This is a genomic window from Marinococcus sp. LNHM4E3-1 (genome assembly GCF_056034405.1).
On record NZ_JBQLID010000012.1, the window covers coordinates 13110 to 34081 of the forward strand.

20 protein-coding genes are annotated in these 20972 nt (G+C 49.6%); 1 reads left to right on the forward strand and 19 read right to left on the reverse strand.

Annotation, left to right across the window (positions count from 1 at the left end; all coding sequences use genetic code 11):
- Nucleotides 1–25: 25 nt before the first annotated feature.
- From smpB to rpoN, 12 genes are all read right to left on the reverse strand, one after another.
- Nucleotides 26–505: an SsrA-binding protein SmpB gene (gene smpB, locus ACTRXI_RS12610; protein ID WP_079475508.1), complete on the reverse strand. Its 480-nt coding sequence runs from the start codon at nucleotides 503–505 to the stop codon at nucleotides 26–28.
- 81 nt (nucleotides 506–586) lie between these two features.
- Nucleotides 587–2923: a ribonuclease R gene (gene rnr, locus ACTRXI_RS12615; protein ID WP_474263031.1), complete on the reverse strand. Its 2337-nt coding sequence runs from the start codon at nucleotides 2921–2923 to the stop codon at nucleotides 587–589.
- Between the two features lie 48 nt (nucleotides 2924–2971).
- The gene (locus ACTRXI_RS12620) at nucleotides 2972–3724 is read right to left on the reverse strand and encodes an alpha/beta hydrolase (RefSeq protein WP_474263170.1); all 753 of its coding nucleotides are present in this window, start codon (nucleotides 3722–3724) and stop codon (nucleotides 2972–2974) included.
- 30 nt (nucleotides 3725–3754) lie between these two features.
- Nucleotides 3755–4501, reverse strand: coding sequence for an alpha/beta hydrolase (locus tag ACTRXI_RS12625; protein WP_474263033.1), 747 nt, complete (start codon nucleotides 4499–4501; stop codon nucleotides 3755–3757).
- A 167-nt stretch (nucleotides 4502–4668) separates the two neighbouring features.
- On the reverse strand, nucleotides 4669–4899 hold the full coding sequence (gene secG / locus ACTRXI_RS12630) for a preprotein translocase subunit SecG (protein ID WP_022793890.1): 231 nt from the start codon (nucleotides 4897–4899) through the stop codon (nucleotides 4669–4671).
- A gap of 164 nt (nucleotides 4900–5063) precedes the next feature.
- The gene (gene eno, locus ACTRXI_RS12635; protein ID WP_079475504.1) at nucleotides 5064–6347 is read right to left on the reverse strand and encodes a phosphopyruvate hydratase; all 1284 of its coding nucleotides are present in this window, start codon (nucleotides 6345–6347) and stop codon (nucleotides 5064–5066) included.
- Nucleotides 6348–6370: 23 nt separating this feature from the next.
- Entirely contained in the window at nucleotides 6371–7903 is a 1533-nt protein-coding gene (gene gpmI / locus ACTRXI_RS12640; RefSeq protein WP_474263035.1) for a 2,3-bisphosphoglycerate-independent phosphoglycerate mutase, read from the reverse strand.
- Nucleotides 7900–8658, reverse strand: coding sequence for a triose-phosphate isomerase (tpiA, locus tag ACTRXI_RS12645; RefSeq protein ID WP_474263037.1), 759 nt, complete (start codon nucleotides 8656–8658; stop codon nucleotides 7900–7902). Before tpiA ends, gpmI begins: the two co-directional genes overlap by 4 nt.
- A 45-nt stretch (nucleotides 8659–8703) precedes the next feature.
- Nucleotides 8704–9894 (reverse strand): phosphoglycerate kinase, encoded by a 1191-nt coding sequence (locus tag ACTRXI_RS12650; protein ID WP_474263039.1) that lies wholly within the window; start codon nucleotides 9892–9894, stop codon nucleotides 8704–8706.
- 219 nt (nucleotides 9895–10113) lie between these two features.
- Entirely contained in the window at nucleotides 10114–11121 is a 1008-nt protein-coding gene (gap, locus tag ACTRXI_RS12655; RefSeq protein WP_474263041.1) for a type I glyceraldehyde-3-phosphate dehydrogenase, read from the reverse strand.
- Nucleotides 11122–11194: 73 nt separating this feature from the next.
- On the reverse strand, nucleotides 11195–12241 hold the full coding sequence (locus ACTRXI_RS12660; RefSeq protein ID WP_474263043.1) for a sugar-binding transcriptional regulator: 1047 nt from the start codon (nucleotides 12239–12241) through the stop codon (nucleotides 11195–11197).
- 287 nt (nucleotides 12242–12528) lie between these two features.
- Nucleotides 12529–13857 (reverse strand): RNA polymerase factor sigma-54, encoded by a 1329-nt coding sequence (rpoN, locus tag ACTRXI_RS12665; protein ID WP_474263045.1) that lies wholly within the window; start codon nucleotides 13855–13857, stop codon nucleotides 12529–12531.
- A 370-nt stretch (nucleotides 13858–14227) separates the two neighbouring features.
- On the opposite strand from rpoN, the gene clpP reads away from it, so the two are divergent.
- Nucleotides 14228–14806 (forward strand): ATP-dependent Clp endopeptidase proteolytic subunit ClpP, encoded by a 579-nt coding sequence (gene clpP / locus ACTRXI_RS12670; protein WP_022793882.1) that lies wholly within the window; start codon nucleotides 14228–14230, stop codon nucleotides 14804–14806.
- Between the two features lie 46 nt (nucleotides 14807–14852).
- Here clpP and ACTRXI_RS12675 read toward each other — a convergent pair whose 3' ends face one another.
- The 7 genes from ACTRXI_RS12675 to ACTRXI_RS12705 form a co-directional block, all read right to left on the reverse strand.
- The gene (locus ACTRXI_RS12675; protein WP_022793881.1) at nucleotides 14853–15110 is read right to left on the reverse strand and encodes an HPr family phosphocarrier protein; all 258 of its coding nucleotides are present in this window, start codon (nucleotides 15108–15110) and stop codon (nucleotides 14853–14855) included.
- A 171-nt stretch (nucleotides 15111–15281) separates the two neighbouring features.
- Nucleotides 15282–16244, reverse strand: a complete 963-nt coding sequence (gene whiA / locus ACTRXI_RS12680) for a DNA-binding protein WhiA (protein WP_322526381.1) — start codon at nucleotides 16242–16244, stop codon at nucleotides 15282–15284.
- A gap of 20 nt (nucleotides 16245–16264) precedes the next feature.
- On the reverse strand, nucleotides 16265–17209 hold the full coding sequence (locus tag ACTRXI_RS12685; protein WP_474263047.1) for a gluconeogenesis factor YvcK family protein: 945 nt from the start codon (nucleotides 17207–17209) through the stop codon (nucleotides 16265–16267).
- Between the two features lie 2 nt (nucleotides 17210–17211).
- Entirely contained in the window at nucleotides 17212–18096 is an 885-nt protein-coding gene (gene rapZ / locus ACTRXI_RS12690; RefSeq protein WP_474263049.1) for an RNase adapter RapZ, read from the reverse strand.
- A 16-nt stretch (nucleotides 18097–18112) separates the two neighbouring features.
- Nucleotides 18113–18586: an NUDIX hydrolase gene (locus ACTRXI_RS12695; protein ID WP_474263051.1), complete on the reverse strand. Its 474-nt coding sequence runs from the start codon at nucleotides 18584–18586 to the stop codon at nucleotides 18113–18115.
- Nucleotides 18587–18743: 157 nt separating this feature from the next.
- Complete coding sequence (gene trxB / locus ACTRXI_RS12700) at nucleotides 18744–19688, reverse strand: thioredoxin-disulfide reductase (protein WP_474263053.1); 945 nt, start codon at nucleotides 19686–19688, stop codon at nucleotides 18744–18746.
- Between the two features lie 90 nt (nucleotides 19689–19778).
- Nucleotides 19779–20810, reverse strand: coding sequence for a tetratricopeptide repeat protein (locus ACTRXI_RS12705; RefSeq protein ID WP_474263055.1), 1032 nt, complete (start codon nucleotides 20808–20810; stop codon nucleotides 19779–19781).
- Nucleotides 20811–20972: the final 162 nt, after the last annotated feature.

The following is a 20972-nucleotide window of genomic DNA, read 5'->3' on the forward strand; positions in this document are numbered from 1 at the left end:
AACGAGAGGTCTGGAGCGTGTCAATCTAGTCGCTCATGCCTTTCATGCTGCGATTGATTGCTTTGTCCATTTCACGCTTGGCATCCTGTTCCTTGAGCGCCTGGCGTTTGTCGTATTTTTTCTTACCTTTGGCAAGACCGATTAACACCTTCGCTTTACCGTTTTTAATATAAACCTTTAATGGAATAATGGAGTACCCGGACTGCATGCTTTTACCAATAAGTTTATTAATCTCCCGGCGGTGCAGCAGAAGCTTTCTCGTACGCAGGGGATCGTGGTTGAACTGATTCCCCTGTTCATACGGACTGATATGGGCATTATGCAGAAACAGCTCGTTATTATCGATTTTCCCGAAGCTGTCCTTCAGATTCATCCTGCCAGCCCGGATCGACTTTATTTCGGTGCCCCGCAGTTCAATACCGGCTTCGAAGGTATCTTCAATGGTATAGTCATGACGGGCTTTCCGGTTTTGCGCCAGCACACGGTTTTCCGTTTTTACTGCCATCTCCATTCACCTGCCTTCTGTCTTTATTCTACCATAGGGGCCCGGGCGCGTCCTATTGCCCCGGGCTTTCCCGCGATCATATTATTTCTTTTTATTGTTTTTTGAGACTTTCGAGTAAAACGGCTTTTTGTTACCTGATTTGCCTTTTTTACGTCCACCGTCTTTTTTATTGCCGTCTTTCTTTTCTCCCTGTCCCTGGCCTTCTTTTCGGCCGGGACGCTTGCCCTTATCGCCCTGAACAACTTTTGCGGACTCTTTGCGACGTGCTTTCGCCGGCCGTTTCATGCCGACAATTTCAAAATCGATCGCCGCTTCATCAAGATTTACATTCAGAACACGCACTTCCACCTGATCACCGATGCGGTACATATTCGCGGTACGCTCACCTATCAGCGCATACTGCTTAGGATCATAGTGGTAATAATCATCCGTGAGATAGCTGATATGCACCATACCTTCAATGGTGTTTTCAAGCTCTACAAACAGACCAAAGTTCGCGGCGCCGCTTACAAAACCGGTAAATTCTTCCCCGATTTTATCCTTCATATACTGCGCTTTCTTCATGCTGTCAACTTCACGCTCGGCATCAATTGCCCGGCGCTCCATCTCCGAAGAATGCTGGGTGATTTCCGGCAGTTCATTTTTCCATTTCTGCTGCGTTTTGTCGTCCAGCCGTTTATTTACCAGATACGTCCGGATCAAACGGTGAACAATCAGGTCCGGATACCGGCGGATTGGTGACGTAAAGTGAGTATAGAAGTCCGCAGCCAGCCCAAAGTGGCCGGCGTTTTCAGGATCGTACTTTGCCTGCTGCATCGAGCGCAGCATCACTGTACTGATCACTGCCTGTTCCGGTTCTCCTTTTACAGCGTCAAGCACTTCCTGAAGCGCACGCGGATGTACCGTATTTGCCGTCCCTTTAACTGCATAGCCAAAGTTCGTAACAAACTCCACGAACGACTGCAGCTTATCTTCGGCAGGATCTTCGTGAATCCGGTAGACAAACGGCACTTTCATCCAGTGGAAATGCTCGGCTACTGTTTCGTTGGCTGCCAGCATAAACTCTTCAATCAGCTTTTCAGCGACCGAGCGCTCACGCAGCACCACGTCTGTCGGAGCAGTCGTTTCATCCACGAGCACCTGTGCTTCCTTGAAATCAAAATCAATGGCGCCTCTTCCAAACCTCTTTTCGCGGAGAATAGCTGCAAGCTCTTCCATGCGCTCAAACATTGGCACGAGCTGGCTGTATTCCTCCCGCTTTGCCTGGTTGTTTTCTTCAAGAATCAGACGGACATCATTGTACGTCATCCGGGCGGCCGTTCGAATTACACTTTCAAAGATTTCATGATTAACGACCTCGCCCTGCGGCGTTACTTCCATTTCACACGAGAGCGTCAGCCGGTCCACCTGCGGGTTCAGGCTGCAGATACCGTTTGACAAACGATGCGGAATCATCGGGATTACCCGGTCGACCAAATATACACTCGTGGCCCGTTCTCCTGCCTCCACATCGATAGGTGTTCCTTCGTCCACGTAATAGCTGACGTCTGCAATATGAACGCCGAGCTTATAGTTTCCGTTATTATATTTCGTCACCGTTACAGCGTCATCGAGATCCTTTGCGTCTGCTCCGTCGATGGTCACGATAGTTTCATCGCGAAGATCCCGGCGCTGTTTGATTTCACTTTCATCAATTACGTCCGGTGTTTTCTGAGCCTGCTCCACAGCCTCCTCGGGAAAATCTCCCGGGAGGCCGTGCTTATGAATGATCGACAGAATATCCACGCCCGGGTCATTTTTATGCCCGATGATATTGACGACTTTTCCTTCAGCTCCTGAAGCCGCATCCGGGTATTTAGTCAGCTCTACGACAACCTTATGGCCGTCCACTGCTCCGTTTTCTGCGTCCTGCGGAATATAAATATCATCGCGGATATGCTTATCATCCGCCGCGACAAACCCGTAATTACCGTAGCGCTGGTATGTGCCAACGACTTTTTCAATACCGCGTTCGATGATGCGGATAATCGTGCCTTCGGTTTTACTGCCCTGGCTCGAGTCCGAGATACGAACAAGTACGGTGTCTTTGTTCATGGCCCCGTTAATTTCCCCGGCCGGCACAAAGATGTCGTCGCGTTCCTTTTCCTCCGGAATAATAAAGGCAAATCCTTTGGCATGGCTCTGCACGCGTCCGCGCATCAGATTCATTTTCTCCGGTATGCCGTAGCGGTTGCTTCTCGTCCGGACAACGTCTCCGCTGTCCTCCATTTCGTTTAGCGTCTTCATGAGACGCTTAATATCTTCTGCCGAATCCGCCTGAAGCGTTTCCTGGATCTCCTCAATCGTTGCAGGGCCCGCAGAATCGTTTTTCAGGTAATTCAGCAGTGTCTGTTTTATTTCCTGGTCCAACGTTTTCATCTCCTTTCAATTTGTTGTGATAAACGTTTTGAGCTTTACGCTCTTTTTTTATTTTGACCAATTTAATCCTTCTAAAAACTGATATACATCTTCGTTCAGCTCATCGCGGTCATTCCCGAGGGTAATAACGTGCGGGGAGTCCGGATACCACTTAATCTGTTTATCCTCCGAAGAGATTTCTTCATAAATGATATTTGCGCTGTCTTCTGCAATCATATCATCTTTTTCACCCTGCACAATCATCGCCGGCGCATGAACCATGTCCAGGCTTTCTTCCACTTCCCGGATCAGCCGGTTGACCGAGTGCAATGTGTCCGTCGGCAGCTGACGAAATTCCATAATTTCTTTATCAATCTGGTCCTGGTCTTTCCCTTCCAGACGTTTAAATTCTTTCGCGTAATTGATGACATCTCCGTTCAGCTTGTCTGCGTTGTTGAATGTCGACATTGGGGCGCTCATTGGAATAATACCCAATACATCGTAATGATACGCCACACGCAGAGCCATAAGTCCTCCGAGAGAAAGGCCCCCGACGGCAATCTGATCAAAGCCTCTTTCCTTTAATTCCTCAATTCCTGCTTTTACATCCTCCCACCAGTCATGGTAGTCCGTCTCCATCAGCTCTTCCGGAGGAACACCGTGGCCTTTGTAGACCGGCGCATGTACAGTATAACCTTTCTTTTCCAAAAAACGTCCCATCATCCGGACATCCGCAGATGAGCCTGTGAATCCGTGCAGCAGTAGAACTGCACGGTTTCCACCTTCAAAGGTAAATGACTTAGGGGGTACTACACGCATGATTCATCGTCTCCTATCTGTCTTCTTTTCTATTCAATCGATCGTTCGCATAAGGTTCTCAGAATTTATTTGTGTTGAAGTTAAAAATAACCGTACATCGTTCACCGCTTCGTGCCGGTGCGGACCGTGAAAAAGAAAGTGCTTGCCGTTTTTGTAAAGCACAAACTGCTTCACCGGGCTTTTTACCGTTTTATATATACGCACAGCACTCCGTACCGGCACCAGGCCGTCTTTTTCACCCTGGCCGATAAACACCGGACAGGATACTTTGCCAACAAACGGACGCAGCACGTGCGCTGCCTGCTGAAACTCCCGAAGTGCCCAGCCGGGGGTTTTTAATTTTTCTGCGGCTACCCCGTACCAGGGATGCAGCGATCCTCTGACTTGGCCGCCCGCTACAAGCAGCGTATCCTTCAAAAACTGGCCGGGGTTAATATATTCCATCGGCATACCAATAAGCACGAGCCGTTCCACCTTATAACGGGCTGCCACGTAGCAGGCAAGCAGGCCTCCCATCGAAAATCCAATCACGTACAGAGTGCTGCATGCAGCCGCCAGTTTTTTCGCTGCGCGGTCAGCAGCGTGAATCCATGTGACATAGGAAACACGGCTTTGAATGCTGAAGCTTCCGTCAGCATGACCTGGCAGCACCGGCGTTTCCACTTTCCAGTCTGTACACGCGCGGAGCTCTGCGGCAATCGGTTCGACCTCCCACGGAGAACCTGTAAATCCATGCAGACACAAACATCCAATCGCCTGGTTTTCAGCTGCTGTCTTCATGCTCCTGCTCTCCTATCCTTGGTTTATCTCTATCCGCCCGTTAAACGTTAAACTTCCACCTGTTTGTTTGATTCACCAAATACAGGAAAAGCAAACATTAGCCGGTAACATAAAAAACAGCGAACGATGGAACCGTCCGCTGCTGAGATAGCTTCCTATACTGTCTGTCAGACAAAATAGGCGATGAGTATGGTAAGAACAAAAAACAACACAGCCAGAACTACTGTAAACTGAATCAGAAAGGCTTCGATGCCTCTCGCTTTCTGTTTGCCAACCATTTGTTCGGCTCCGCCGGATATTGCTCCTGCCAAACCGCTGCTTCGGCCCGACTGCAATAAAATAATTGCAATAAGCATGACCGCAACGACTATTAATGCAACGTACAACGCCGTTATCATCACCCGTACACCTCCACGTTCCAATTACGCTTGTATTAATGTAACACACCAAAACGTGCAGTGCAAGCACGTGCGGCAGCATAGGCCGCAAAGCCCACGGTAACGGTGTTTTATTCAATTGTAAAAAACCGCAGCCCATATGCCGGGCTGCGGTCGAAAAGCAATTATTTGTTCAGGTTATAAAAAGCATCTTTGCCCAGATAAACAGCGGTTTCCGCCAGTTCATCGTTGATGCGGAGAAGCTGGTTGTATTTAGCTACACGATCTGTCCGGGATGGTGCACCTGTTTTAATCTGACCCGCGTTGGTCGCTACTGCGATGTCCGCGATAGTCGTATCTTCTGTTTCCCCGGAACGGTGGGAGATAACGGCTGTATAACCGGCACGCTTAGCCATTTCAATAGCATCAAAGGTTTCAGTAAGTGTACCGATCTGGTTCACCTTGATCAGAATGGAGTTGCCGATGCCTTTTTCAATGCCTTCTTTCAGCTTGTTGGTGTTCGTTACAAACAAGTCATCGCCCACGAGCTGGACTTTGTCGCCAAGAGCATCCGTGAGCTTTTTGAAGCCTTCCCAATCGTTTTCGTCCAGACCATCTTCAATGGAGACGATTGGATATTTCGACACCATGTCCTGGTAAAATTCGATCATTTCGTCTGCTGTTTTCACAACACCTTCACCTTTAAGGTGATATTTTCCGTCTTCGTACATTTCGGAAGCAGCAGAGTCCATGGCGAGCATAATTTCTTCACCCGGCTTGTAGCCTGCTTTTTCGATCGCCTCAATGATCGTTTGAAGCGCTTCTTCATTTGAGCCGAGGTTCGGGGCAAAGCCGCCTTCGTCGCCGACACCAGTGTTATAGCCTTTGCTTCCAAGTACCTTTTTCAGGTTGTGGAAGATTTCTGCGCCCATACGTACAGCTTCAAGGAAGTTGCTGGCGCCGACCGGCATAACCATGAACTCCTGGAAGTCGACGTTGTTATCTGCGTGCTCGCCGCCGTTCAGGATGTTCATCATTGGAACCGGCAGAGTTTTCGCATTAAAACCGCCGAGGTATTCATACAGCGTAACGCCGAGTTCATCAGCTGCTGCGCGCGCTACTGCCATTGAAACACCGAGAATGGCATTGGCACCGAAGCTGCCTTTGTTGTCTGTGCCGTCGAGTTCGATCATCGCCTGGTCGATGCCTGTTTGATCTGTGACATCAAATCCGATGATTTCTTCTGCGATAGTTTCGTTCACGTTGTCGACTGCTTTAGTGACACCCTTGCCCATGAAGCGGTCACCGCCGTCACGAAGCTCTACCGCTTCGTATTCACCGGTGGAAGCGCCGCTTGGTACGAGAGCGCGTCCGAAAGCGCCTGTTTCTGTAAATACTTCTACTTCTACCGTTGGATTCCCGCGGGAATCGAGTACTTCGCGTGCGTAAATATCTGCAATTAAACTCATTGATGATTCACTCCTCTGAATGGTTATTGAATGAGGGACTGTCCCGTCATTTCTTTTGGTTTTTCTATTTGCAGCAGCTCTACGGCTGTTGGACACAGGTCAGCAAGCACGCCGCCTTTGCGGAGCTTCGCATTCTCATCGCCTGTGACGATAACCGGTACCGGGTTGGTTGTATGAGCCGTCATTGGTTTATCATCCGGTGTTGTTACTTCATCGGAGTTTCCGTGGTCTGCCGTGATGATGGCGCGTCCGCCTTTATCGTGCAGCAAATCCACAACCCGTCCGAGACATTCATCCACTGCTTCAATTGCTTTAACCGTGGCATCAAGGTCACCGGAGTGCCCTACCATATCCGGATTCGCAAAGTTCAGCACGATGAAATCATGCTTTTCGGACTGAATCTCGCTTTCAAGCGCCTCGGTTACTTCATATACACTCATTTCCGGCTGTAGATCGTACGTGGCTACCTTCGGCGAATCGATCAGCACCCGTGTTTCACCCTTAAATTCTTCCTCGCGTCCGCCGCTGAAGAAAAAGGTTACGTGCGGGTATTTTTCCGTTTCTGCAATGCGCAGCTGGTGCAGTCCGGCATCTGAAACGATTTCTCCCATTGTATTAACCAAGTCCTGCGGGGGATAGGCGATTTCAGCGTTCACCGAGTCACTGTACTGCGTCATGCTGACAAATTTCAGGTTGGATGGAAATTTGTCTCCGCGGTCCAGACCGTTGAAACCATCCTGCGTAAACACCTGTGAAAGCTGGATGGCCCGGTCCGGACGGAAGTTGAAGAAAATTACTGCATCGTTGTCCTGCAGCCGCCCGACCGCTTCTCCGTCTTTTGTGATAACCGACGGGATTACAAATTCATCCCATACTTCTTCTTCGTAGGAAGCGTCTACAACCTCTTCGGCCGTTTCATAGGAAGGACCTTCCCCGTACGTGATGGCCCGGTAGGATTTATCCACACGTTCCCAGCGGTTGTCACGGTCCATGGCGTAGTACCGCCCCTGGACGGTGGCAATATCACCGGTGCCGATTTCTTTCATATAGTCTTCCACTTCGGATACGTACTGCTTGGCAGAGCGCTGACCCACGTCACGGCCATCCAAAAAGGCATGGACATACACGCGCTCGATTTCTTTTTCATTCGCCATGTCGAGCAGCGCTTTTAAGTGGTCGATATGGCTGTGGACTCCGCCGTCAGACAGCAGACCGAATAAATGAAGGGCGCTGTCATTTTCTTTCACGTGATCTACGGCATGAGCGAACGCCTGATTGTTTTTAAATGTTCCCTCTTTGATGCCCTTATTGATTAAGGAAAGGCTTTGATATACGACCCGGCCGGCGCCGATATTCATATGGCCGACTTCCGAGTTCCCCATTTGTCCTTCAGGCAGACCGACTGCTTCGCCGAAAGCCGTCAGTGTTTCATGTGGGTACTGATTCCAATAGCGGTCAAAGTTTGGCGTGCTTGCCTTCGCTACCGCATTCCCTTTGGTTTCTTCCCGGCAGGCATACCCGTCCAGGATAATAAGTGCTACTGGCTTGGTGCTCATTTTTTTCCCGCCTCTGCAAGCTCCAGGAAGGCATTCGGCTTCAGGCTGGCACCGCCGACAAGCGCACCGTCGATGTGCTCTTTCGCCATGTACGTTTCAATGTTTTCCGGTTTTACACTGCCGCCGTATTGAATACGTACTTTGTCTGCCGTGTCCTGATCGTACTGATCGGCAAGTGCTTTTCTTACCGAACCGCATGTTTCATCCGCATCCTCTGCGGTGGAGGATTTTCCTGTACCAATAGCCCAGATCGGCTCGTAAGCGACAACCACTTTTGCAGCGTCTCCGGCACTCAGTCCGGCAAAGCCTTTTTCAATCTGCTCGCGCACAACTGCTTCTGTAGAGCCGTTTTCTTTCTGTTCAAGGGATTCGCCGCAGCACATGATCGGTGTTAATCCGTGGTTCAGGGCTGCTTTCACTTTTTGATTGACTGATTCATTAGTTTCATTGAACATTTCACGCCGCTCGGAGTGGCCGATAATAACGTAAGGAATATTTAGGTCCGCGAGCGCTGCCGGGCTTATTTCTCCGGTGAATGCGCCGCTGTCTTCCTGGTGCATGTTCTGAGCGCCAATTTTCACATCACTCGATGCTGCCGCGTCATTCATGTCCTTCAGAAATAGAGCTGGCGCACATACTACTGTTTCCACGTCTTCTGCATTCGGCACTTTGCCTGCTACTTCTTCGATGAAGGCTACCGCTTCGCCGTGAAGCTTATTCATCTTCCAGTTGCCTGCTATGATTGGTTTTCTCATTGTTTCACCCCACTGAGATTATAGTAAATATACTTTCAAGGCTGCTTATTTATCATCCAGTGCTGCCACTCCCGGCAGAACTTTTCCTTCGATAAATTCAAGCGATGCCCCGCCGCCGGTGGACATATGGCTCATTTTGTCTGCAAGGCCGAATTTTTCCACCGCTGCTGCAGAGTCTCCGCCGCCAATAACTGTGTACGTGCCGGGAGCTTCAGCCATTGCCTCAGCAATAGCGCGCGTGCCTTTTTCAAACGTAGCGAATTCAAACACGCCGACCGGTCCGTTCCAGATAACAAGCTTCGAATCTTTAATGACGTTCGCGTATTCTTTTCTCGTTTCCGGCCCGATATCCAAAGCTTCCCAATCGGATGGAATGCTGTCGATTTTTACTGTCTGCGTGTTTGCATCATCGCTGAAGTCATCGGAAACAATAACATCTTTTGGCATATAAAAGTTTACGCCTTTGTCTTTAGCCTTCTGCATGAATTCTCTAGCCATATCAAGCTTGTCTTCTTCAAGCATGGACTGGCCGATTTCATAGCCCTGCGCTTTAACAAACGTGTAAGCAAGCCCGCCGCCGATAATGAGGTTATCCACGATATCGAGGAGATTATCGATAACGCCGATTTTATCTTTCACTTTTGCTCCTCCGACAATTGCCGTGAACGGACGGTCCGGGTCCTCAAGCGCCTGGCCGAGCACATCGAGTTCTTTTTCCATCAGCAGGCCGGCTGCAGAAGGAAGGTGATGCGCCACTCCTTCGGTGGACGCGTGAGCCCGGTGCGCTGCCCCGAATGCATCGTTCACGTAAATGTCTGCAAGGGATGCTATGTTTTTTGCAAGGGTTTCATCATTTTTCTCTTCGCCTGCTTCAAAGCGCAGGTTTTCAAGAAGCATGATTTCTCCGTCCTGGAGGGATGCTGCGGCCTGCTTAGCTTCTTCGCCGTATACTTCGTCGACCTTTTTCACGTCGACATTCATAATTTCACCTAAACGGGCTGCAGCCGGACCGAGACGAAGTTCTTCTACTGCTTCCCCTTTCGGGCGTCCAAGGTGGCTGCCGAGAATGACGCGTGCTCCCTGTTCGGATAAGTATTGAATTGTTGGTACAGCTGCACGAATCCGTGCGTCATCCGTAATGCTTTCGCCTTTCATTGGTACGTTGAAATCAACGCGGCAGAAAACAGTTTTACCTTTCAGATCTAAATCGCGGATGGTTTTCTTATTTAACGCCATTGCCAAACCTCCCTTAAATTATCTTCCTCATCTATCATAACAAAAATCTGCACTTCCGTTCTTTACCCGCCGCATAAAAAACTGGAACGTCTATTTTTAATAACGCGGCGGCGGAACGGAAATACCGGATTTTTGACGGGCCGGGTACAGGCCCCTTCAGACTCAAAAAAGGGAGGAAGAAATAATATTCTCCTCCCTTTCCCAAGCATTAAAAATGATTTACAGTTTTTTGCCAAAGCTTGCTGCGAGGTCCACAACGCGGCTGGAATAACCGAATTCGTTGTCGTACCAAGCGATTACTTTAACCATGTTGTCCTGCATAACGAGTGTTGAAAGGGAGTCTACTGTGGAAGAATAGGCGCTTCCGTTGTAGTCCTTCGATACGAGCGGCTCTTCGCTGTATCCAAGAATGCCTTTGAGTTCGTCAGACTCAGAAGCTTCTTTCAATGCGTTGTTCAGCTCGTCTACTGTTACATCTTTATCGAGCTCTGCCACGAAGTCCACGAGGGAAACGTTTGGAGTAGGAACACGCATCGCACCGCCGGTAAGCTTTCCGTCGAGCTGTGGAAGCACGAGGGCTACTGCCTGAGCGGCACCTGTAGTTGTTGGTATGATGTTTTCAGCACCAGCGCGCGCACGGCGAAGGTCCTTGTGCGGGCCGTCCTGGATCTGCTGGTCACTCGTGTAGGAGTGGACGGTGTTCATCAGGCCGCGTTTGATGCCGAATTTTTCGTCCAGTACTTTAGCTACTGGAGCCAGGCAGTTCGTTGTGCAGGATGCGTTGGAAACGACTTTGTGCTCATCCGGCTTGAAGTCGCCTTCGTTAACGCCGACAACAAATGTTGCATCTACGCCTTTAGCCGGTGCGGAAATGATAACGTTTTTCGCTCCGCCTTCAAGGTGTTTTGCTGCCTGATCGCGCTGCGTAAAGATGCCTGTGGATTCAACAACGATTTCAGCGTCTACGCCTTTCCAGTCGATTTTCGCTGGATCTTTTTCAGAGAAAACGGTCAGCTTGTGGCCGTTGATTGTAAGGTTGTCGCCGCTTGCCTGAATTTCTGCGTCAAGCGTGCCGTGAACTGTGTCATATTTTAAAAGATGCGCAAGTGTATCAGTGTCTGTCAGGTCGTTTACTGCTACTACTTCAACATCCGGGTTGTTTAAAGCTGCACGATAAACGTTACGTCCAATACGTCCAAAACCGTTAATACCAATTTTTGTTGCCATAATAATTTTTCCTCCTTGGAATATAGATAATTGTGAAAGCTACTGCAGCATAATGCGGCAGGTGTTCTGCCTGTTACTCAGTTGCCTCCGGTGCATCGCTTTGATTCAGAATAGCTTTGGCTGCACCCTCATCGGTGATCAAAATGCTGCTCGGGCGGTAGCGCATATAAGCGTCAATCGCCTTTGCCTTGCTTGAACCCCCGGCTACTGTGATCACTGTCTGATCTGACCGGAGTTCGTCCCACTGAAGGCCCACCGTATTTTCCCGGTGCACCACTTTTCCGTCCTGATTAACATAATAGCCAAACGACTCTGCCACAGCCGATTCTTCCTCGAGCCTGCTGCGCAGGGAAGCGCCCGTAGTCCGCCGCCCGGCCATCGTTTTTGCTTCGCCTATGCCATGAACGACAAGCGATGCTGATTTTAACAGATCAAGCACTTCCTGTACGCCGGGCTCCTGCATGAGCGATCGCCTTGTATCCTCGCTCAGCTGGTCGGGCACATGAAGCAGCCGGTACGAGGCCTGGGCTTTCATTGCCATCGCAGAGCTGATGGTGTTGGCCTGGATCTCCACCTTTTCACCAAGGCCACCGCGGGCAGGTACAAAGATGGTATTGCTCCATTTTGCGTCAGGCACCATCATATCAGCTGCTGAAGCGAGCGTCGTGCCCCCCGCTACCGCAATCACGTCCCCTGGGCTGACACGGTTCTTCATCTGCTGTACCGTTGCACGACCGAGTTCTTTTTTCACTACCGGAAGCTCATCGCTGTCTCCTGAGACGACGATAACCTTCGGGACGGATAAATAACCCGCCAGCTTCCGCTCCAAATCCTCGAGGCCGAAAGCATATTTGACTGTTTGCTCGAGCCCTTCAAGCAGTTTGTTTCCTTCTTCAGTTAAAAGCATCCCTGCGCTTTGAATCAGGATAAGTCCCTGCTGCTTCAAAAAATCTGTTTCACTGCGCAGAACCCGCTCTGAAGTGGATAGCTGAGTGGCAAGGGTTCTTCTTCCAATCGGCTGCATCAGGCGGATGTATTGCAAAATGCGGTACCTTTTCCCTAATGTTTCGAGCACATCAGGCTGCAGTTTCCGCTGCATCTCCAATACGTCACGTAACATATTGCTACACCACCGAACCTGCGGCAGCAGCTTATTTCAAGCCACTCCTCATCATTGATCTTTACTGCTCTGTCCGGGACAATTAAAGTCCCACAGAGACATTTTTTGTCCCGCTCATTTTATAAAAAAATGAACGCTTTGTTCACAATTTCATTGTAGCAATCTATATTTGGAAAATCAACGCAAATGTTCACTGCATTTTTCATGCTGACTACATTTTACTGATACCCGGTTTTCGCTTATTTCATGCATAAAAAATCCTCCTTTTGCTGGAAGGAGGATTTGGGCTACACCGGCTGTTTCCGCTGGGAGGAGGACGGGATCCGGAGCTCTGTTCTGTATTTTGCCACCGCCCGCCTTGAAATCGTACACTGCTGCTCCTGCTGAAGCAGATCAGCAAGCTTTTGATCCGAGAGAGGCTTCTCTTTATTTTCTTCTTTAATCAGTTTTTTCATCATAGCTTTCACTCCGGTGCTTGAAGCATCTTCATCCGTCCGGGTAATTTTCGAGGAGAAGAAATGCTTCAGTTCGACGAGACCGTGAGGCGTCTGCATATACTTCCGGCTCGTCGTTCTTGAAACAGTGGATTCGTGCACATCCGCCTGTTCAGCTACCTCCCGGAGCGTCAGGGGACGAAGCTTTTCTTCGCCGTGTTTTAGATATTCGCTCTGCGCTTCGACGATCACTTCCGATACTTTTTGCAGCGTCTGCTGGCGCTGTTCGACGCTTTTAACAATCCAAAGAAACTGCTTATATTTTTCCATAGCATACTGCCTGGCTTCTTCATCGGCATCCTGCTGCAAAAGACGCCAGTATTTTTCATTCATCTGCAGCTCGGGAAGCCGGTCATTCAAAATCGTGACCACCCATTCTCCGTCGATTTCCTCCACGCGGACATCCGGCGATACAGAAATTGTTTTCTCCTGCCGGTAGGAATCTCCCGGATGCGGAGAAAGCTTCTGGAGGCAGGTATAGATTTCCTGCAGCTGCTCTTTAGTGAGCTGATACTTCTGCTGCAGGTAGCGCCATTTTTTCGCCCCCAGCGCTTCGAGATCTTCAGCTACGACCTGGTCAATATATGGATCTGTATCCAGGCAGCGTTCGAGCTGCAGAAGAAGACATTCCTTTAAATCCCTGGCCCCGATCCCTGCCGGTTCGAGCTGTTGGAGCATCGAAATATACTGCTCGCTTTCTTCTATGCCCAGCCCGAATTTCCGTTCCATCTCCCATTCGATGTCTTCTAAGTATCCGCGCTCGTCAACGCTTCCAGCTAAAAATAAAAGTATTTCCCGGGCAGTTTCTTTATAACCTCCGCATACAATCTGCTCCCTCAGCGCCTCTTCGAGAGTTTCCTCCGACGGTTCACGCCAGTCCAGCTGTTCACCCATGGACGCTGAATTGTAGACCGGATCAGCGGCCCGGGATGCAGAAAGTGACGCTCCGTCCGTAATAGAAGGGAGGGTTAAATCCATTAAAGGGTTTTCCATCGCTTCTTCCTGCAGATAGTCGGATAATTCCTGGGAAGACAGCTTCAACAGGGCAATTGCCTGCTTTAACTCCTGCGTCATCACCAAACTCATTTCCTGCTTCTGCTGCAATTCAAGCCCCAAGCCCATTATCTCCACCTCCTTTTTGAAAACGCTTTCTTACATCATATCATATTTTTCTTCCATGAATCGATCCCTTTTTCTTGTTCTCCTGCTGTCATTATATAAAAATAGATTTGACCCTTCTATTTGTTTGTCAGATCATTTTTCATCTAAATTAAAATTTATATGGAAGTGAAACATTTGCACGTAACGTTTATGTTTGTGAAAATAAAGGGAATGGAAGTTGACGTGTAGCTATATGGGATAGGGTCAGACTTTTTATTTGACCTTAATTGACCAAAGAGTTATGATAATAACAGCAACGCGGAAGGAAAAATATTTTCCACACAACTACCATGAATGTAGTCATACATTTCATTAAAGGAGGACGCTTTTCATGAACTTGATACCAACAGTTATTGAACAAACCAACCGGGGCGAACGCGCATATGACATTTATTCGCGTTTGTTGAAGGACCGCATTATTATGCTTGGCTCAGGCATTGATGACAATGTGGCCAATTCGATCGTAGCACAGCTTCTTTTCCTTGAAGCCGACGATCCGGAGAAGGATATTTCTCTTTACATCAACAGTCCGGGCGGCTCTATTACAGCCGGCATGGCTATTTATGACACAATGCAGCACATTAAACCGCAGGTTTCTACGATCTGCGTCGGAATGGCAGCATCGATGGGTGCTTTTCTTCTCACAGCTGGCCAGGAAGGCAAACGTTATGCTCTTCCAAACAGTGAAGTAATGATTCACCAGCCACTCGGCGGCACCCAGGGACAGGCTGCGGACATTGAAATTCACGCCCGCCGCATCATCAAAATGCGTGAAAAACTCAACCAGATTCTTGCAGACCGCAGCGGACAGCCGCTTGAAGTCATCGAGCGCGATACGGACCGTGATAATTTCATGAGTGCGGAACAGGCAAAAGAATACGGTCTTGTAGACCAGGTTATGGGTCAGTAAGACACAAAAAATCAGGATGGCATCGCGCCGTCCTGATTTTTTATGTTCACATTTCTTTTTTCATAAATTCCGTCAATGATTCGGCCGCTTCCTCTTCATCCGCCCCTTCGGCTAAAAGCTTTACCGAGGCTCCGGTGCGCACCGCAAGGCTCATAACACCCATAATACTCTTGGCATTCACTTTTTTATTATCCTTTTCAAGAAAAATATTGGAATGAAACCGGTTCGCCTCCTGGACGAATAATGCTGCCGGCCTGGCCTGAAGCCCTGTACGCAAATTTACTTCCACTGTTTTTTCGACCATAGTTACTATCTTCCTTTCTCTGTCTGTCTTCAACCGGTACCCGCTTTTCATATACACATAACGTAATTCAATTTAGAACGTTTTTCAAGCAAGCGCTTTAATGACTGCTGTAATACAGCGCCTGCAGGAGCAGAAGAAGCCTCTGCTGCCGCAGGCGCCTGCCTTTAGCGATTATATTTTTTCTGGAATCGGCGGCTTTCCGGCTTGAATACGCTCGGCGATCTGATCAATTTTGCGGAGACGGTGGTTCACACCGGATTTACTCACCTTTCCGCTCGGCACCATTTCCCCGAGCTCCTTCAGCGTGACGTCCTGGTGCTGGACACGCAGGATTGCCATTTCCCTGATTTTTTCAGGAAGGTTTTCGAGTCCGACTTCTGCCTGGACAAGCTGAATGTTTTCCACCTGCCTTAATGCGGCTCCCACGGTTTTGTTTAAGTTCGCTGTTTCACAGTTCACCAGGCGGTTCACCGAATTCCTCATGTCTTTCATAATCCGTACGTCTTCAAAATAAAGCAGCGCCTGGTGCGCACCGATAATATTTAAAAACTCGGTAATCTTTTCGCTTTCTTTAATATAAAGAATGTAGCCCTTTTTCCGTTCAAGGCTTTTCGATGTGAGCCCGAACGTTTCCATCAGCTCCCGGAGTGCCCGGTTATGCTCTTCATACATCGAATAAATTTCAAGATGATACGAAGACGTTTCCGGATGATTGACCGAGCCGCCGGCTAAAAAAGCTCCGCGCAAATACGCCCGGCGGCTGTCCGTGTCTGGAATCACGTCTCTCGCAATCGACCGGTTAAACTGGTAGCCGTTTTCCATAATGGCAAGGTCGCTCAGCATCTCTTTCGTTTCTTCGGCCATCCGGACTACGTAGACATTATTCTTTTTTAAACGCATCTTTTTCCGCACAAGCAGTTCAATCACCATATCCTTGTAGATACGCTTGATTAACGAATAGATCCGTCGTGCGATGGCGGCATTTTCAGTGGAAACGTCCAAAATCAGCTGGCCGTTGCCAAATGAAATGGAACCGTTCATTCTGATTAATGCTGCCAGTTCCGCTTTGGCGCTCGTATCTTCCACTTCAATCTGGGTTAATTCTTTTTTTGTTATAGCCGCAAATGAAGACATCCATCTTCACCGCCTTTCTGTCAATCACGGGCAAGCAGGGCTTCAGATACTTTTTTGGCATTATGACGAAGAACAAGGCCGTCATAGTGCATAAATGTATCTGTTACTACCCGGCACCCAATCTGTTCCAATCTTTCATAATCACATTTCACGGGAAATGCCTGCTTTTTTTCGTAGTTTGCAAGCACCGGAGCCGGTATTTCTCCGTTATGCACCAGTACAGTATCCACAAAAGCGCCACCAGTATGCTTTTCAATGGCATGCAGATGATCGGATGCCGAAAAGCCGTCCGTTTCCCCCGGCTGCGTCATTACATTGCAAATATATACTTTGCGTGCCCCGGACCGATTAATGGCATCCCGGATACCGGGCACGATTAAATTCGGCATGATGCTTGTAAACAGGCTCCCGGGACCAATGACAATGACGTCTGCCTGTTCAATAGCACGCACGGTTTCCGGGAGCGCCTCCGCATCCGGCGGGTGGATAAACACCTGGTCAATCTGCTTGCCGGCTTTTGGGATCAGGGACTCCCCGTAGACCGTGGAGCCGTCCTTCATTTTTGCAAACAGCTCGATACTCCGATTAGAGGCGGGAAGGACCTTTCCACGTACGTTTAACACAGTACTAAGCTCTGTGATTCCTTTGGCAAAATCTCCGGTAATGGAGGTCATTCCTGCTACCAGTAAATTCCCCAGGGAATGACCGGTCAGCCCCTCCCCGCTCGTGAAGCGGTGCTGGAACAATTCTTCAATTAAGGGCTCGACTTCCGCAAGCGCCACCAGTACGTTTCTTACGTCCCCGGGCGGGGGAATATTAAACTCTTTCCGTAAGCGCCCGGAGCTTCCTCCATCGTCTGCGACAGTCACAATCGCCGTAATATCTGCCGGGAACTGCTTCAGCCCCCGGAGCAGGACGCCTATACCTGTGCCACCGCCCATCACTACAACCTTCTGGTCCTCCACGTCTATTTTTTCCTTCCTTCCTCAATGTCCCGGTGATTGGCATTCGTCTCATATTTCCCTGAAAAGTAAGAAGCAATATATTCAGCAAGCGTCACGGAGCGATGCTTGCCTCCTGTACATCCAATCGCAACCACAAGCTGTGACTTGCCTTCCTGCTTATACAGCGGAAGCATAAATTCAAGCATATCCACCAGTTTATTTATAAATTCCTTTGTATCCGTCCATTTTAACACGTACGAAGACACTTCTTCTTCGAGGCCGGTTTTGGGCTCCAGATGTTCCACGTAGTGAGGGTTGGGCAGAAAACGAACGTCAAAAACCAGATCCGCATCGATCGGCATTCCATATTTAAATCCGAAGGACATAACATTCACATTAAAAACCGACTGGTTTTTCTCGGCGTAATCAGTTAATATACGCTCTCTCAACTCTCTTGGTTTCAGGCTGCTCGTATCAATAATATGGCGCGCCCGGCCTTTAAGTTCCTGCAGCATCTCCCGCTCGAGCTGAATGCCTTCAAGCGGCGTATCCTCACTTGCAAGCGGATGCGAGCGCCGTGTTTCTTTATATCGGCTGACAAGCACCTGATCTCCTGCATCCAAAAATAGAATATGTGTCGACAGGTCCTTGCGCTGGTCAAGCTGATCTATGGAAGCAAACAGATGGTCAAAAAACTCCCTCGTCCGAAGATCCACTACGAAAGCTACTTTATCGGTTTTGTTTTCAGTCGTTTCAATTAAATCGATAAATGTCGGGATTAGTGAAGGAGGCAGATTGTCTACACAGTAATAGCCCAGATCCTCAAAGCACTGGATGGCCACCGTCTTTCCGGCCCCCGACATCCCTGTAATGATTTCAACCTGAATCGATTTCCGCTCTTGTTCCATAATCTGCATCCCTCTTTTACATATAGTATGGCGTTGACTGCTCAAACCGGCGGTCCAGAAGCCGGCGATCTTTCGTATAGCGGAACGTACCATACACCGTTCCTTTGTTATTCAAAATATGCTCGACAATGGCTTTATCGCCTTCGGCCATGGGCAGGGACGACACTTCCTGCTTTTTCTTCCACTCAAGGATACCTTCCGGAGACTCATTAAGCACCCTGCCTCCTGCACCAAAAGCTTCAAATGTAAACATCATCCACTCATTTGCCGTAACCCCGTCCTCCATCGTGATAAATGTAAAAATACCCCGCAGATGCGGACGTTCAAGCGAAAGGCCCGTTTCTTCCCGGAACTCCCGCCGGACTGAATCATATACTGACTCCCCCGGCTCCATTTTTCCGCCGGGGGCATTCCACCAATCGTAGCTTGGTTTTTTGAGCATAAGCAGTTGATCGTTCTGCTGTAAAAAACAATTTGTTACCCGCTGCATGTGTACCACCTCACATATACCTTTTTCCAGTATACTATCCTTCGATGGTTCAGACAATTTACAAAAGAAAGTATCCTATGTTTTTTGCTCTCTGTACCAAAAAAACGGCGCAGAAATGATTTTCTGCGCCTGTGCGTCGTCGTTTCAGCCGGAGCGCCTACGCTTCGACCGCGTTTTTCAGTTCTTCCACGTACTGCTGCGCCGTCTGCGCCGCGAGCGATCCGTCGCCGGTGGCCGTCACGATCTGGCGCAGGAACTTGTCCCGGATGTCGCCGGCGGCGAACACGCCCGGAATCTTCGTTTCCATTTCCTCGTTCGTTTCAATATAGCCCTCGTCGTTCGTGATCCCGAGGTCGAGAAACGCCCCGTTCAGCGGCAGCAGCCCGATGTAGATGAACGCGCCGCTCGTTTCGAAGTCGTAGTCCTCGCCGGTTTTCAGGTCCGTCAGCGTGACGCTTCCGACCTTGCCGCCGTCGCCGTTGATCGTTTTCACGACCGTGCTCCATTTGAAGTCGATCTTGTCGTTCACAAACGCGCGCTGCTGCAGGATCTTCTGCGCCCGCAGCTCGTCGCGGCGGTGAATGACCGTCACCTTATCGGCAAACCGGGTCAGGTACACCGCCTCCTCGACGGCGGAGTCCCCGCCGCCGACGACGACAATCTCCTTGTTCCGGAAAAAGGCCCCGTCGCACACCGCGCAGTAGGAGACGCCGCGGCCGCCGAGCTCCTTTTCGCCCTCGACGCCGAGCTGCTTGTACTCCGCGCCGGTCGCGATGATAAGCGCGCGCGTTTTATACACCTTATTGCCGGCGTAGACCGTTTTGTATTCCTTCCCGTCCTCGATGCGCGAAACGTCGCCGTAGGCATACGCCGCCCCGAACTTCTGGGCGTGCTGGAACATTTTCGTCGACAGGTCGGGCCCGAGAATATGGTCAAAGCCCGGGTAGTTTTCCACGTCCTCGGTGTTGGCCATCTGGCCGCCGGGCACGCCGCGCTCGAGCATGAGCGTATCCATTTCCGCGCGGGAGGCGTACACCGCCGCGGTCATGCCGGCCGGGCCGGCCCCCGCGATAATCACATCATAAATCCGTTCTTCCGTCATAAAAGGCCACTCCCCTTATTTTAAATATCGCTCTCTTATGGCATTTATACTTATTGTATGGCAGCCGCTTTTTGGCGTCCAGTACTCTGCTTACTGCTGAAAATCGTCCTCTACCATTTCTTTTACCCTCTGGCCGGTCAGTATATTCTCTTCATATTCCCGGTAAAGCTGTTTCACTTCCGGATGATCGAGCTGACGGTTCTGTTTCCACCATTTTGCCGCCTGTTCCGTTTCACCGAGCAAATATAACGCCGCTCCGTGATAAAACGCAACCGATCCGCGTTCAATCACGAACCGTTTATGATAAAGACGGGCGTAACGGCAGGCATCTTCATAATAGCCAAGATACGTACAGACCGCACTGATCCAGTGAAGGGACTCCCGGTCGAGCGGAAGGATCGCTGTAAGCACGTTCATCACTTTCTTCGAACGCTCATGCTCCCCTTCGCTTTCATACAATGCGGCGAGCTGACAGCTGGCCGGCACGTAAGCACCCTCCTGATGCACTGTTTCCAGCAGTTTTATAGCCTGCTCCGTGTCTCCGCGGTGCTGGTGCAGCTTTGCCAGCTGATGGTAAGCGGCCCAATAATCAGGCTCCTGCTCCAAAAGCTCTTCAAATAGTCCCTGGGCTTCCTGCAACCGGCCTTTATCAGCTTTTTCCACTGCCCGTTCATAAATGGTCATGTCTCCCGGATGCTCGAGAAGGCCAGGCTCATTTTCTTTAATCATTTCGAGCAGTTCCTTCGTTTCCTCTGCAAAGTCGCCTTCCGGTGCGATCTTCATATAATAACCGGCTGTTTCCGCTGCTTTTTCAAAATTGCCCTGGAAGGCATAATTGTTGGCCAGAAAGAAGTAGCATTCGGAGCGTTCCGGCTCAATTTCTTTAAGCACCCGGTCGAGGATGTCGTTGGAGCGGTCAAATCGTTCCATGTCTGTATATATGGCAGCAAGCTGGCATTGAAACAATCCCTTGGAAGGTTCGAGCTCCACAGCTCTTTCCAAAAAGAGAACGGCACGCTTCAGGTGATTTTTCTGATAAGCCACCACGCCCCGCTGAAAGAAATATTCGCCTGACTGCAAGAAAGGAATAATTGCGTCTTCGTTTTTTTGTTTTGAGCCCAATTCCTTTCATCCTTCCTTCGTTTGTTTTTCTTTGTCTCTTCACGTTCCACATCAATTGTGACATTATAACACGCCCCCTGCTTCATGAAAACTCCTAGGAGCCCGCATGTTTTCTCAGCAGCCAGAGACGGCGAAGGAGGATGCGCAAAGAAAAAACCGCCC